This is a genomic window from Paracoccus maritimus (assembly GCF_025195095.1).
Classification (GTDB): domain Bacteria; phylum Pseudomonadota; class Alphaproteobacteria; order Rhodobacterales; family Rhodobacteraceae; genus Paracoccus; species Paracoccus maritimus.
Window position 1 is genome coordinate 22,621 of the sequence record NZ_JANAVZ010000011.1, and the last position, 13,181, is coordinate 35,801.

The following is a 13,181-nucleotide window of genomic DNA, read 5'->3' on the forward strand; positions in this document are numbered from 1 at the left end:
CGTCCGCTGCCTGTCCGGCGACGGTGTGGTCAACGAAAACCTAACCCGGATACAGGCAGGCGGCGTCGTGTGAGTTTTTGAACTGATTTCAGTGACTCGGCGACGGCCCGCGGCATCTCCAAATTGGGGCGTCGTCCGAGGACTACGGGAAAGGAGAAGCTTTCCTTGGAGCCGAGTTACGCGCCGACCCCATGCAGGTACTGAGGACATGGATTAGGGCTTTCGAGGCGGTTCGGGATCGGCGACCGTGACGACCGAAGACTGGCTCAGGTCTTGCGGGCCAAAATGGCGGACCTGCCAGCAGAACTCCAGTTGAAGCCCGTTGGGGTCCATAACATAGATGGCCTGCGCATAGCCATGGTCGACGAGATCCGAGACCTGTACACCGGCATTCTCCAGCTGGTCCCGGCGTGCCGACAGGCCTTCGAGCGAGGATTCCTTGAAGGCGTAATGGTACATGCCCGGTGGCACACCGAGCTGGCCATTGATTCCGGTGTCGAAATCGACCGGCAACTGTGGAACATTGGTCCCTTGCATGAAGACGATGAAGCCACCCTCTCCCACGTCGAAATAGACGAGACGTACGATGCCGCCTTCGGCGACGGTCGCGTTTTGTTCGGCGACGATTGCGAAGCCGAGGACGTCACGGTAGAACCAGATTGTCTTTTCCATGTCGTGGGTTCCTAGACCCACGTGCGAGTATCCGGCCATCAAGTGTTACTCCCTGCTTTCGGTTGGGACGACGCAAACTTGGTTTTCAGGTGCTCGGCAAGTCGCAGCGTTAGAGCCAACAGTGTGAGCGTCGGGTTCGCCCAACTCACCGTAGGAAAGATGCCACCGCTCATGATGTAAAGATTTTCGAGCCCATGCAGACGAGCGTTTGCGTCGACGACGCCAAGCTCTGGATTTGCAGCCATGCGGGTCGTTCCCAAGTGATGGTTCGAATGTAGGATGGAGGTATTGTCGCGTCGCAGCGATCTCAGTTGGCGGCGACGGCCGAACCGCGCCGCTTCGAGCGCTGCGCCTAAAACCGTGCCGGTTTCCTCGAAGGTTCGCCAATCCAGGTCTGTCAATCGCCAGTCGAGCGCGATACGCCGCATACCTAGTGCGTCGCGGCAATCGATCAGGATGACTCTGCTGGCGGGATTTGGTGCCTGTTCGGCAAACAAGCCAAGTAGTGGCGATTCCTCGTCGCTCATGGCGGGCGTCCGGTAGATGTGAGCGCGCGCATTGAGAATGCGGTGGTCCTCCTGCTCTTTCGACGAGATACCGAGGTTGAACATGATCTCATCGCCCCAGCCGCTCCGAAGTCGCGTGATCCATCCGGCCAGATCCTTCTCCGCGTCGAGGGAAAAGGACGCGACTTGCTGATGGGGGTGTTCCATGAAGAAGCGTCCGACGATGTCGTGGCGGTTGCCGAGACCTCCTGCCATCTGGGCATCGGAATTGAGCAGAAGACGAGCGGTCTCGATGCCACCACAGGCGAGCACGATCTGCTTGGCCGTGATCGATCCCTGCCGGCCGTTGAGTGTGCGGATCACAAGCCGACGTGCCTCGCTTCCCGTCGCATCGACGGCTATTTCGGCTGCGGTGGCATTGATCAGAACCGAGACGTTCTCATGCATGACGAGTGCCTGGACCGATTGGTCAATCCTCATGGTCGGCGCACCGAAGCGCCAGAGAGAGGCACGCTCGAGGATCTCCCGTGGCAAGGCGACGCCTTCTTCGGTTGCCACCTCACGGGCGCCGAACGCGGGGCGGCTAAGGTTCAGCCTGAGGGCAGCCCTTTCTACGAAGGGGTCCAGCTCGCTGGCCGGGAAGGGCCAGCCGCTGAACGGCACCCATGAGCGGGGCTCGAAGTCCTGCCGGTCGAAGGGCGCGCAGTAGCCGGCCCAGAGGTGGCTCGAGCCTCCGAACTGGCGCGTCCGCGTGGATGTGAGAGGGTAGGGAAGGCCGATGACGTCCCCCGCGTTGAGCGCCTCGGTGTCGTCGTCCGCGCCAAAGCCGCCCGATTCCACGATCAGGATGTTTGCAGCATCGGCTAGTTCTTCGGCCAGCCGCATGCCAACATGCCCGGATCCGACGATGACCAGGTCAGCCGAACGATTGAGATTTACAAGGTCTTGGCGGGCGTCGAGAATCATAAAGGCGGGACCAGTGGAAAAATTATTACAGCGTGATCAGGCGCAATCACGCTTGATGCAAGTATCCGAAGAATCGGAAGTTATGCCACCCACCCGGCGTTGATGATGTGACCGCCCCCCGACATGACCGTCCTCCTATGTGGATCATCGCAGACCCACCTTGTTGGAGTGGACGGCCCCCGAATGGCATCGAAATGTGCCAGATTGAGTCGTCGAAGAACTCAAACGAAGGAGCCGTCCGTGGACAAGATTATTCGTTATGGCATGGATACGTCAAAGCACGTCTTCCAACTGCACGGTGTGAACGCCGCCGAACAACCGGTTCTGCGCAGGAAGATGCGCCGCAAGGAAATGGTGGATTTCTTTGCGAAGTGCCCGCCGACCATCATCGCAATCGAAGCGTGTGGTGCCTCGCATTATTGGGCGCGGCTGCTTGGAGGGTTCGGTCATGAGGTCAAGCTAATTGCGCCGCAGCTTGCGAAGCCCTACGTCAAGCGCGGCAAGAATGATGCGGCCGACGCCGAGGCGCTATGCGAGGCGATGAGCCGCCCGACAATGCGGTTCGTGCCTGTGAAGAGCGCCGAGCAACAAGCGGCATTGATGCTGGTCGGCTTGCGTGAACGTGCGGTCGCCGACCGAACGCAGCTGGCCAATACGATCCGCGGCTATGCTGCTGAATTCGGAACTACCGCAGCCAAAGGCCTCTGTCATATTCCGCGCCTGCTGGACCGGATCATGGCTGATGAGACCATTCCTGCCCTTGCGCGCGATCTGTTTGCGGAACTGGCGGCAGAGTTCGCGCAGATGAAGGAACGCCTTAAGGAGATAGAGGCGAAACTAATGACCTGGTACCGAAGCGACGAGTGCTGTCGTCGCCTCGCAACGATCCCCGGTGTCGGGCCGATCGGTGCGGTTTTGTTGGTGATGAAAGCGCCCGCACCGGAGCAGTTTACATCTGGAAGGCAGTTTGCGGCCTGGATGGGGCTGACGCCCCGGGATCACTCGACTGCCGGTAAAGTCAGACCAGGTGTCATCACGCGAGCAGGCGATGAGGTTTTGCGCAAAACACTCGTCGTGGGCGCGACTTCATTGCTTCGACAGGTGAGAGCGGGGTAACCGTCCGGTCTGACCGCTATCCGTTCCAGCGCCATGGCAGCAGGTCGTCGACCTTGGTGATCTTGTAGTCCGGGATGCGGGCGAGGGTATCGGCGAGCCAGGCGTGTGGATCCACGGCGTTCAGTTTGGCCGTTTCGATCAGGGTGTAGGCGATGGCGGCGGCCTTGCCGCCCGCTTCGGAGCCGATGAAGAGGTAGTTCTTTCGCCCGAGCGCGATGGCGCGCATGCTGCGTTCGGCGGCGTTGTTATCCAACTCAAGGATTCCGTTGTCGAGGTAGGGGCGCAGGCGTTCCATTCGGGCGAGCGCATAGCGTATGGCGGCCGCGAGCGGGGATTTTCCTGAGATCGTGGTGAGTTGCATGGCCAGCCATCGCTCCAGGTCGTCGAAGATCGGGGCAGCGTGGTCTCTTCGCAGTTCGGCACGGCGATCTGGCGGGGACCCTCGGGCCTCCTTCTCGACGGCGTAGAGCCGGGCGATCCTGCCGATAGCCTCTTCGGCGATGGGGGAGCTCTGCGACCGGTGGATGTCGACGAACTTGCGCCGGACATGGGCCATGCAGGCAACTTCGCGGATGGTGCCTGATCGATAGAGATCCTCGAACCCGGCATAGCCATCGGCGTGCATCCAGCCACGGAAGCGGGCGAGATGGTCCTTGGGATGTTGGCCCCTTCGGTCGCCCGAGAAGCGATACCAAGCCGCGGGTGGAGCATCCCCGCCCCAGGGGCGCTCGTCGCGGGCATAGGTCCAGAGCCGAGCCGTCTGGGTCTTGCCGGTGCCGGGAGCGAGCATCTGCACCGGCGTGTCATCGGCGAAGATCGCCTCGGCCGACAGGACATGGCGCCCGATGGCGTCAGCCAGGGGGTCCAGCAGTGCCGTGGTCTTGCCGACCCAGTCAGCCAGCGTTGAGCGATCAAGGTCCAGCCCTTCACGGTCGAAGATCTGGCTCTGGCGATAGAGGGGGAGATGGTCGGCGTATTTGCTGACCAGCACATGAGCCAGGAGGCCCGGCCCCGGGCGGCCGCGTTCGATCGGGCGCGACGGCAGTGGGACTTGGACGAAGCGTTCGCAGCAGGCGCAGGTCAGCCGGGGCCGCACGATCCGCTTCACGATGAAGCGCCCGGGGACATACTCCAGTTCCTCGGTCACATCCTCGCCGATCCGGCGCAGGCGGCCGCCGCAATCGGCGCAAGCCTCGGCACCGGGGCTGAGTTCAACCTCCATCCGGGGGATGTGGTCCGGGATCGGGCGACGCTTGGGTTTGTCCTTCTCTTCGATGTCCGGCAGGCGCATCCGCGCGGTCATCGCGGCGGCGGCGATCTCGCTGGTCTCAAGGGCAAGCTGAAGCTGCTCCGCCGTCTCCGACGAGGCCCCGAACCGATGCGCCCGGTGTCCGGCCAGCTGGTGCCGCAGCTTCTCGATCAGGATCGCCTGTGCCTTCACCTCGGCCAGAAGCCGCGCGGTAAAGCTGCGCAACTCCTCGGGGTCTTCCGGCAAGGTCAGGGTCTGAGTGAGCATGTCGAGAGTTTATCTTATTGGATTCCTTGTGGGAATCCTTCGATCATTGGCCCTGCAGATTATCCCGCCGCCAGAGGCCGCCAGGTCCGTTCCGGGGCTCGCCAGTCGATCCCTTCCAGAAGCATCGACAGTTGCGCGGGGGACAGCGCCACCTTCCCCTCCTTCGCCGAGGGCCAGACGAACCGCCCCCGCTCCAGCCGTTTCATGAACATGCAGGCGCCTTGCCCGTCCCACCAGATGACCTTGACCAGATCGCCCCGGCGGCCCCTGAACACGAAGAGATGCCCGGCGAACGGGTCCTGCTTCAGCACAGCCTCAGCCTGCGCAGCCAAGGCCGCAAAGCCCTTGCGCATGTCGGTGACGCCCGCCGCCAGCCAGACCCGCGTGTTGGCCGGGACCGGGATCAAACCGACAGACCCCGGATCAGCCGCGCCAACGCCTCGGGATCGTAGCTGCCGCTGATGCGCATCCGATGCCCGCCGGCCAACTCAATCTCGATGCGGCTGTCGGCCGCAGGCGCTGCCACTGGTGCCTTCGCCTCCGCGACGATCTCCACCGGCAGAAAGCGCGCGATATCGGCCGCGTCGGCATCAGCAAACCGGGCATCGCGCAGCCAGGAAAACACCAGATTGGCGTTCACGTCATACCGGCGGGCAACTTGGCTCACCGAGACGCCGGGCACACGCGTCTGCCCGCAGATCATCCGCTTCTCGTCGTCAGACCAGACCCGACGCTTCCGCCGCTTCGTCACAAGCCACCCCGATAGTGTCCATTATCCGATAGTGGACACTATCCTCTACGCAGCACCCTCGGCAGAGCGGTCAGGCCGGACGGTTACAGAGCGGGCAGAGGCAGGAACGCCTCGCCCTGGCTCATCTCCCTGCTTCAGCGCAAGCCGCCAAAACTTGTGGCCGTGGCACTTGCCAACAAGATCGCCAGGATTGCGTGGACAATGATGATGTCGGGCGAAGCCTACAAAAACACCGCTGCGCGACCAGTTATGGCCAGCGCGGCGTGATCCGATCGGTCAGTTACGGTGAGCAAGAGAAAGACGTTGCCGTGCTGAGCTGATGCGTGAACTTGCAGGAAACCTGAAGATGGTGTGATCGATCGATCCAAGATGTGGGACACCCCGTATGTGCCAATGGCCCGATGTGGCCGTCACCTTGTTTGGAACCCATGTCGCGGAATCCATCTTGGCCAGCGTTCATGTGCGAGCGCACCAACAGGCCGGACATATGAACGCAAGCGATCTGATCAAAATCGTCAGAGTGTTCTTGCGGGGAGGAGGCCGTCCACATATGGCACATCGATGCCGTCGGGGGGCGGTCACATCATCAACGCCCATCAGACGTGCAAAAATCAAAAATTATGCACGCTTGCTATTCTGCTTGTCTTAAGCTTTAGTGATGTTTTGGAGATAAGGGGGATTTTGCGAAATGAAAAATATATTCATTATGAAAATGATTTCAGTGCTGCTATTTCCAAGTATTGCCATGGCGCAGGACAGTAATTCAGCATCGGCAATTGGGGCGTGTACGAGTCCTAATATTGGCGATAGGGAGGGGGTACTTTTAAAATCAGGGTGGTTACCTTCAGAAGATCCAAGTCTCGTAAAGCGCGTATTAAGCCAGTTCCTCTTATATGAAATGAGCCGTGAAGAACTGGAAGCTGAAGTGGTTGATATTTCGAGATATGAAGATTATGCAGACAGATATTTGAAGGCCTTTTCCTTTAGAGCGTTTGTTTTCGAAGAGGTCGAAGAGGTTCTGATTTTTGGACAACGGACGCGCGAGGGTTCTTCGGCAGATAAAGTGTCTAACGTGATGTGCGTCATTGCATCTCTTGATAATGTTGTAAATTCAACTGACTATGATGGATTTGTCAGGAACCTTCCGGTGAAGGAAGAGGAGGACTTTGGGTCCCACGTAATTGCAGGAGGCTTCTGGTGGATTGTAGATAAAGATGGTTTCTGGAGCCAAGCTTACTTTTCTGAATTTACAGTCAGTGATGTCGTTTCACTTGCAAGCGATGGGCCAGCGTACCGTGCTCTTGTACATGTATCAACGGAATTCAGAGAATAAGAATTACGCACGGAACCTGTGGATAAGCGATTTTAGCGACTTGGCCTGTGCAAAACTCGCGTGCATAATAAGGGCATGAAATCCATCGGCCATGCCCGCGTTCCCACTTCCGGCCAGACCCTCGATGCGCAGCTCGACCAGCTCCACGCGCAAGACTGCGTTCCGATCTTACGGGAGACGATGAGCGGGGCCAAGTCCGACCGGACCGAACTGAAGAATGCGCTCGCGGCACTAGACCAGGAAGAATGGCCTGCTGCACCGACTGTCAGGTAAAAGACAGTCTTCTACCTCAACTCACTTATTCTGCTTGGAAGGCAAGTGACCTTTCAACTCGCGTGCTCTCAGATCATCCAGAACATCAGCAAGATTTGGATCATTCTCGAGTGCGGATATATGTACATGGGCAAGGGGGCCTCTTGGTCCTTGTACTCTCCTGAGAAAAATTGGACCAGACCAATGCGGGCCTTGATTTGAGATCGCCATAACCGACCCGGACATAATTTCAGTTGAAGTATGTTGACTCGGTTCCGGTTCTCTCATTGTAAAAGAGTAGCACTTCATGCACACATTTCCGAGGTCTTTTGATAGGCAAGCGATGGACTGAGCAAACGGAAAAAGTACCCCTTCATCGACTTCATCAACGGGATATCCGCGAAATTCAAATTTTTGGTGCTCGCGGAGCCAGTAAGCGTTACCCTTGCGTCTGATTTCGACATGGCTCCTAATTATATAACCATCTCCGCCCGTTCGCCAAGACGGTCGATACGCTTCCCAATTATCACCGGCTAAGCCAGCAAGACTTTCATACGGCCTGAACAAAATTTCATTGAAATGCCTTAGGAGACTATCAGCGAAGCGTTCCCCGGAGTTGCGTGGAACACCGCCTAAGCCCCGCGTTGTAATCAATGGCCCTTTGTCCCATCCAAATGAGAAGAATGCGTAGAGGACTCGCGCTTTCTCCCACGATGGTATGTGGCCCTCGTTGGCCATTTTCGAAAGCGTTCCGACCGAGATACTGAATCTGTCTGCGCTGGTGTCAGGTCCAACTGATAGCCACCATTCTATGCAAGCATCACACGCAGTGCGGTAGGACATCCCTGGACTGTCTCGAATGAGGCGAACGGCATCCGCCAGATCCTCGCGCTGAGCCTTGGTGCCAATGTAGACCAGAGTTGCTTCATCGACTTTCATTGTAAGACCGTTCAGAATTTGTTCAGCCAAGTGAACACATCCCTTTGTGGGTCGCAACAACCTTTCATCAAACGCCAGTTAGAAATCATGCATCGTAGCCAGATTAGAAGGAGCACAGCATGTCCTGGCAGACCAACAATCCGACTTGGAAAGGTGGCTATCAAGGCCATCAGTTGCCGAGCAACGCCACCCAGCAACAGGTTCACGACCACAATCAGGGTCGTGCTCAGGCGGAAGCCGACCGGCAGAAGAAGATAGCGGAAGCCTACAAGCCGAAGAAGTGATGAACGCGTTAGACTGATGGTTGCCCCACCGGTGTGGGGCAACCTGCCTGCGCAAACTGGAAAGCAACACTTGCGACGTCGGCCCGTTGGCGCGACAGTCGGGTTCGGAAACATTTTTACAGCAGCTAAAGCGGTGATCCTGTGATTACACGGCGTAATGCAATTTTATTTGGCACCAGTGCGGCGCTGCTCTCACCGATCTCGGCTCAAGCGGAGATGTCCTTTTCTCCAACATTGATTCTGCAGAACCTGAAGAAATCTGTTTGGCTATCAACAAACCGCTCTGCACAACGAGCTGTTTATGTCGTTGCGGCGCCTTGGTGCCCATTTTGCGAGCAGCTTTACAAAGCACAAACTCAGATGGCGCATGATATCGATTTTCGATACGTTTTCATGAGCTTTCGCCAATCTGGAAACGCCGTTGTCAATGCGTTTTTTTCCAATGTGGAAGACCAAGTTGGATTATTCTATTCCGATAGAATGGCCCGAAACCCAGCACTTGGATCTGGCTCTGCGGATTGGTTTGGGAACATCAACCTAGTGGCAGGGCACAGGATGGCTCGGGATTTCCGGGGCCTCTTCGTTGGAACCAACGCAGGCAGTGGGTCAAGTGCTGGCTTTGCATACCCGACCGTAGTTCAGAAAGATCAGCAGGGACAGATTGCCGCTATTCTTGGTGCTTGGTTGCACCTTGATGCCATCGTGCAAACCAATGGGGATCTTGCATCTGATTCACCGGATACCTCACGCTTCGCGGAAATAATTCGTTCGGCCCCGCAATTGCGTTCGGACCGCAGGAATTACTTTTCCACGGAGGCAGACACGCCGATCTTCACAGCGCCGATGTTGAGTTCCGCAATTGTGGAGAGGCTTGCCGCTCGGGAAGGATACAGTATGTCCGGGGCGTTGACTTTCGGCGGAGAGGAGTGGCTCGCGGCGCAGGCTTTCACAAGTGGAAGCGCGATGGTCTGGGCAAAGAAGTCGGACCTATATTCACGCTGAAAGTCAAAGCCAACGAAAACTTCCGACTTCACGAAGCTCTCGATTCATTTTGACCCCAGCGTAACTAAGACTCGAGAGCAGGCCACGAGCTGCTATTTGATCAGAGGGACCATCTTGATGTTTAACCGTCGCAATCTCATTCTTTCCGGCTTGGCTGGCGCCACCCTTCCGAGGTCTGCCATGGCGTTCTACGACTGCAAGGTCATCCGATTTGGAGATCTCCAGACAGGACTCGAGATGTCCCTCTGGAGACCCGTAGGTCCGCAAGATCGAGGCGCAACGGCCTACGGCTTCGTTGCACCTTGGTGCCCGAGGTGTCGCGAGTTGATCCTCGCCGCGGAGGCGGGTCAGCTCCCGGTTAACTTGAGACTGATTCCGGCCTATGCACGCTCGCCGTCTGACCGGCAGAAAATCTGGGACCTTGTTGTTCATGAGGGAGACGAGGCAATCGGAGCCTTCCATGACCGCCGCCCCACGACATTGACCCCCGCAAATCCCGCTGCACTTCAGACCATGGTGAACATTACGGACATGGAGCTTCAGTCAGCCAGCCTCTGGAACAAGACGATCTACGGAAGCGAACTTAATGCTACGCCTGCGGTGGTCATCTTCAAGGAGCATCAGGACTCGGAGACAGGCACCCTGCCGGAGATCATTCTTGGCTATGCACCTCAAATCATTCCAGCGTATGAGCGCCTCGCGCGGCCTATCGTGTCTTCTGGAGGCCCTTTCCCAAAGAACTACTTCCTCGAACTCCCCCGGATAGCGGACTTCAAGGGACGCAACGTCTCGAGCGGTACCGATCGGGGTCAGGTCCATGTCCTGCCGCATAGGAGCGCACTCGTGGCTCAGTGCTTCGGCGGTGGAAAAGAGTTCCGTATGACGCTCGGAACCCAATCGGTGTTCGGCGAGGAGTGGTTGGTTCAGCGGACGTCCGATGGCAAGCTGCTATTCCTGAACCCAGACCAGTATTCTGAGTTTGCCTGATCCATTGCGACACGCGGCAGAGAAAGAACCTACTGAATGACATATCTCAAAAAGGCTGCGTTCGTCCTGACGGTGGTGATTTTTCCGGGAGCGGCGGCAGCCTGTTTCGAAACTCCCGATTCCCGTCCTATCCTTGGTTGCATGCCATTTAACTTTTCCGTTCCGATGGACTGGGCAGGTTTTGAAGTTGGGCGGGATGATGCCAAACGGCCTGAAGTCGCTTGCTACAGAAGATCCGCACGCAAGCATGTCGGCCTGATCGAGCGCCTTTACGGGCAAATGATGCGCGGGGAGCCGGCCGACGCATTCGCATCAATGTCGAAAGGGCCGGATTTGAACGGAGACAGCCCCTTTGACTTCGACGCTGTGCAAAAGATCAAGGATTTTTCGCCGGAGTTCGTGAGGGCTTACTACCCGCCGCTATTTGCTCTGATCAGGGATTTCGAAACCTGCATGACCGGCGTTGCCAAGCAGGGATGCGGCGAAAACTCCGACTGTCGCATCCACGGGTTCGTCTGGATGGGATACCTGCCCGATGGCAGTCAGTACCCGGTCGTCGGGATGCCGGATCTCGATGCGCCATGCGAGGACATGACTGACCCGGAGTCACGAAACTGCCCTGACCCTCTGTGGGAAGCAGTTCATCCAGAGCAACCACTCTCTGCTCCGCTTCCATCGCAGAAGCCGGTCCTTGACGGGCCGCCAATTCCGACGCGAAAACCAACGCCAGCGTCGCAGGCCGCGTCTCCGGAACCACAGCTTGTCATCATCGGTGATGTTGGCATGATGGCAAAGCCGTCTTTCCAGGAGGCATGGACGGATGCGTTTCGACTGCGTCTGACCGAGCACTATAGGATCATGGCAACGCATGCCGAGGATGTCGCCGCATTCACATTGATGAGCGCTGTTATCAACGGCCTCGGCGAAGTCGGTCCGCGGCAGCTGCGCAGTTTCATTCAGGGCAGCAAGGATCTAGAAGTCCTGCTTCCGACACTTCAGGAAGGGCGTCGGGTTATGCTGGACAATCCCGACCTGACCGATGCCGAGACGGTTTTCCTGCGCGCCGCTGAGGGCCTCGTTGACTTGGTCGCCGGCATCATGGTCGATAAGGGCTTGGAACAGTCAGCAAGTAAGCTCTCGAAGACCGGAATGTCAGCCTATGTGCGGACGGCCGCTGGAGGAGTGATGGTGGAGGCCTCATGGCAGGCTGGAACCGTGGGAGCGATTGCCTATTTCGCCTACCGTGACGCGATTGCTGCGACGCAGGCGGAGGAGATCCCAGCCGCGCTCTGGGATGATATCAGCGCCCGGATTCTCCCCAACTGCCGCGGTAGCCAGGCCAGCATACCCGGACATGCCATCTTCTCACCGCTTACAGATGTCGTGGGCGTGCGCCTCGGCCTCGTCGAGTGTGACTGGTATCCTTACACCGAGCCCTGCACCTACGGACTGGGCTGCGACGTCATGCAGTTTCGCCGGGACGCCGGTGGCTGGAGCAGCCTGCCCGATTTGAACTCCGACCAAATCGGAGATGCTATGATGGTCGGGCGGACGCGACCCCATGATCGACCTGACGTGCCGCCACCGCCTGAGGTCGCCGCCGATCCGAGATACCAAGAAATCTATGATCTCAAAGATGCTCCGTCTGGTACTGGGGCGAGACTTGATTCTGAATGACCTCCGAAGCGGCCGAGCACGTCAAGTGCGGATGGAAGACAGATGCTTCGGGAAGTGAGTATCATTCTTGTTGGTTCTTGCACTGAGTCAACAAAGGAAGAAAATGGCCGTTTCTGGCCTGATCGGCCGCCGGTAGTGGTTTAGTTGCGGTCGAGGATAGGTGGCAGGTCAGGACGGATCAGTGAGGCGCCTACCCCCACATCCTGGCGGCGATGTCCTGTTCTTCCTTGCCGGTGGCATCGGCATAGATCGCGGTGGTGCTGAGCTGGGCGTGCCCCAGCCATTTCTGGAGCATGTGCAGCGGGATGCCGTTGACGGCGGCGTTGATGCCGAACCCGTGCCGCAATCCCTTCGGGCTGCGCTGCGGGGCGTCGGGGATGCCGGCCTCGATCATGATCCGCGTGACGATCTGCCAGACCCGCACCCGGCTCAGAGGCCAGATGGAGGCCTGGGCCTGTTTTCGGGATCTCTGGGCCTCGCGGATGCCATGCGCGGTGTTGAGCGTGTCCAGGTAATCCGGCGGGACCGGGACCGTCCGGTAGACCAGTTTGGCGCGGCCGGAAGCGTCCCGGCGCTTCTTCAGGGATCGGATCGCAATCGCGCCGCCGGAGAGATCCACGCGGGCGGGCGTGATCTCGATCAGCTCGGAGGGCCGGCAGCCGGTGAAGTGCAGCGTCTCGCAGAGCGTACGGTCGCGCGCCGGCTGGCGCCGGGCCGCGGCCAGGAAGGCGGCGCGTTCCTCAGCGTTCAGATAGAGCCGGTTCCCGGCCGGGTCATGGAGGCGCATCTCGCTCATGGGAAACAGTTTACGGGCGAAGTGTTAAGCCGGGAAGCGGAAAGACGCGCCCTGCCCGGCCCTGGCGCGGGGCCGGCGGATTGCGGGCTTAACACTATGGATAATAGTGTTAAAGCCGGCCTCGATCCAGAGGCCGGCCCCTTACACGAATATCTGGATCACCCCGGCGACCGCCAGTGCCAGCATGCTCCGGCGGTAGTTTACATCGTTCAGAGGCAGATTCCCGGGCCTTTTCAAGATCATCAACTGTATAGGCCATATCGTCAGTCACTGAGTAAGGGTTAGAAGCGGTCGTCTAGGCAAACCTCGACGATCTCTTCCACGCTCGTCTTGAAGCGCGATCTGATCTTACCGGTGTTGGTGAGCGTCCATGCCGTATAGCCG

The 13,181-nt window shown here is 58.4% G+C and carries 13 protein-coding genes and 2 pseudogenes; 8 read left to right on the forward strand and 7 right to left on the reverse strand.

Annotated elements, in window-relative coordinates:
- Positions 1 to 213: 213 nt before the first annotated feature.
- Both MU516_RS16215 and MU516_RS16220 read right to left on the reverse strand, forming a co-directional pair.
- Complete coding sequence (locus tag MU516_RS16215; RefSeq protein ID WP_260278318.1) at positions 214 to 711, reverse strand: VOC family protein; 498 nt, start codon at positions 709 to 711, stop codon at positions 214 to 216.
- Positions 711 to 2,144 carry a GMC oxidoreductase gene (locus tag MU516_RS16220; protein ID WP_260278319.1) on the reverse strand — a complete coding sequence of 478 codons (1,434 nt, stop codon included), beginning with the start codon at positions 2,142 to 2,144 and terminating at the stop codon, positions 711 to 713. The genes MU516_RS16215 and MU516_RS16220 overlap by 1 nt, the downstream gene beginning before the upstream one ends.
- A gap of 240 nt (positions 2,145 to 2,384) precedes the next feature.
- Here MU516_RS16220 and MU516_RS16225 point away from each other — a divergent pair.
- A pseudogene (locus tag MU516_RS16225) lies at positions 2,385 to 3,257 on the forward strand (IS110 family RNA-guided transposase); the annotation flags it as partial.
- Positions 3,258 to 3,276: 19 nt separating this feature from the next.
- Here MU516_RS16225 and tnpC read toward each other — a convergent pair.
- Genes tnpC through tnpA form a run of 3 tightly spaced genes read right to left on the reverse strand, consistent with a single transcriptional unit; the run spans position 3,277 to position 5,527 of the window.
- Positions 3,277 to 4,776 carry an IS66 family transposase gene (gene tnpC / locus MU516_RS16230; protein ID WP_260278320.1) on the reverse strand — a complete coding sequence of 500 codons (1,500 nt, stop codon included), beginning with the start codon at positions 4,774 to 4,776 and terminating at the stop codon, positions 3,277 to 3,279.
- Between the two features lie 59 nt (positions 4,777 to 4,835).
- Complete coding sequence (gene tnpB / locus MU516_RS16235) at positions 4,836 to 5,183, reverse strand: IS66 family insertion sequence element accessory protein TnpB (protein WP_260278321.1); 348 nt, start codon at positions 5,181 to 5,183, stop codon at positions 4,836 to 4,838.
- Positions 5,180 to 5,527 carry an IS66-like element accessory protein TnpA gene (tnpA, locus tag MU516_RS16240; protein ID WP_425606873.1) on the reverse strand — a complete coding sequence of 116 codons (348 nt, stop codon included), beginning with the start codon at positions 5,525 to 5,527 and terminating at the stop codon, positions 5,180 to 5,182. Before tnpA ends, tnpB begins: the two co-directional genes overlap by 4 nt.
- 129 nt (positions 5,528 to 5,656) lie before the next feature.
- Here tnpA and MU516_RS16245 point away from each other — a divergent pair.
- The 3 genes and pseudogenes from MU516_RS16245 to MU516_RS19500 all read left to right on the forward strand — a co-directional run.
- A pseudogene (locus MU516_RS16245) lies at positions 5,657 to 5,794 on the forward strand (IS110 family transposase); the annotation flags it as partial.
- A 421-nt stretch (positions 5,795 to 6,215) separates the two neighbouring features.
- The gene (locus tag MU516_RS16250; protein ID WP_260278323.1) at positions 6,216 to 6,860 is read left to right on the forward strand and encodes a hypothetical protein; all 645 of its coding nucleotides are present in this window, start codon (positions 6,216 to 6,218) and stop codon (positions 6,858 to 6,860) included.
- A 75-nt stretch (positions 6,861 to 6,935) separates the two neighbouring features.
- Positions 6,936 to 7,133 (forward strand): recombinase family protein, encoded by a 198-nt coding sequence (locus MU516_RS19500; RefSeq protein ID WP_425606874.1) that lies wholly within the window; start codon positions 6,936 to 6,938, stop codon positions 7,131 to 7,133.
- 21 nt (positions 7,134 to 7,154) lie between these two features.
- Here MU516_RS19500 and MU516_RS16255 read toward each other — a convergent pair whose 3' ends face one another.
- On the reverse strand, positions 7,155 to 8,081 hold the full coding sequence (locus MU516_RS16255) for a hypothetical protein (protein ID WP_260278324.1): 927 nt from the start codon (positions 8,079 to 8,081) through the stop codon (positions 7,155 to 7,157).
- 89 nt (positions 8,082 to 8,170) lie between these two features.
- Here MU516_RS16255 and MU516_RS16260 point away from each other — a divergent pair, with 89 nt between their 5' ends.
- From MU516_RS16260 to MU516_RS16275, 4 genes are all read left to right on the forward strand, one after another.
- Positions 8,171 to 8,335 carry a hypothetical protein gene (locus tag MU516_RS16260; RefSeq protein WP_260278325.1) on the forward strand — a complete coding sequence of 55 codons (165 nt, stop codon included), beginning with the start codon at positions 8,171 to 8,173 and terminating at the stop codon, positions 8,333 to 8,335.
- Positions 8,336 to 8,476: 141 nt separating this feature from the next.
- Positions 8,477 to 9,337, forward strand: a complete 861-nt coding sequence (locus tag MU516_RS16265; protein WP_260278326.1) for a hypothetical protein — start codon at positions 8,477 to 8,479, stop codon at positions 9,335 to 9,337.
- 117 nt (positions 9,338 to 9,454) lie between these two features.
- Positions 9,455 to 10,324 (forward strand): hypothetical protein, encoded by an 870-nt coding sequence (locus MU516_RS16270; RefSeq protein WP_260278327.1) that lies wholly within the window; start codon positions 9,455 to 9,457, stop codon positions 10,322 to 10,324.
- A 36-nt stretch (positions 10,325 to 10,360) separates the two neighbouring features.
- A complete protein-coding gene (locus tag MU516_RS16275; protein ID WP_260278328.1) occupies positions 10,361 to 12,001 on the forward strand; it encodes a hypothetical protein in 1,641 nt (546 codons plus the stop codon).
- 190 nt (positions 12,002 to 12,191) lie between these two features.
- On the opposite strand, the gene MU516_RS16280 is transcribed toward MU516_RS16275, so the two are convergent.
- Positions 12,192 to 12,797 carry a tyrosine-type recombinase/integrase gene (locus MU516_RS16280; RefSeq protein ID WP_260278329.1) on the reverse strand — a complete coding sequence of 202 codons (606 nt, stop codon included), beginning with the start codon at positions 12,795 to 12,797 and terminating at the stop codon, positions 12,192 to 12,194.
- Positions 12,798 to 13,181 lie beyond the last annotated feature (384 nt).

What these genes read in the sequence shown, in the direction of transcription:
- MU516_RS16220 (WP_260278319.1), bottom strand. Translation starts at nt 2,144, where the DNA reads ATGATTCTCGACGCCCGCCAAGACCTTGTAAATCTCAATCGTTCGGCT.
- MU516_RS19500 (WP_425606874.1), top strand. Translation starts at nt 6,936, where the DNA reads ATGAAATCCATCGGCCATGCCCGCGTTCCCACTTCCGGCCAGACCCTC.
- MU516_RS16215 (WP_260278318.1), bottom strand. Translation starts at nt 711, where the DNA reads ATGGCCGGATACTCGCACGTGGGTCTAGGAACCCACGACATGGAAAAG.
- MU516_RS16260 (WP_260278325.1), top strand. Translation starts at nt 8,171, where the DNA reads ATGTCCTGGCAGACCAACAATCCGACTTGGAAAGGTGGCTATCAAGGC.
- tnpC (WP_260278320.1), bottom strand. Translation starts at nt 4,776, where the DNA reads ATGCTCACTCAGACCCTGACCTTGCCGGAAGACCCCGAGGAGTTGCGC.
- MU516_RS16250 (WP_260278323.1), top strand. Translation starts at nt 6,216, where the DNA reads ATGAAAAATATATTCATTATGAAAATGATTTCAGTGCTGCTATTTCCA.
- MU516_RS16280 (WP_260278329.1), bottom strand. Translation starts at nt 12,797, where the DNA reads ATGAGCGAGATGCGCCTCCATGACCCGGCCGGGAACCGGCTCTATCTG.
- MU516_RS16275 (WP_260278328.1), top strand. Translation starts at nt 10,361, where the DNA reads ATGACATATCTCAAAAAGGCTGCGTTCGTCCTGACGGTGGTGATTTTT.
- MU516_RS16270 (WP_260278327.1), top strand. Translation starts at nt 9,455, where the DNA reads ATGTTTAACCGTCGCAATCTCATTCTTTCCGGCTTGGCTGGCGCCACC.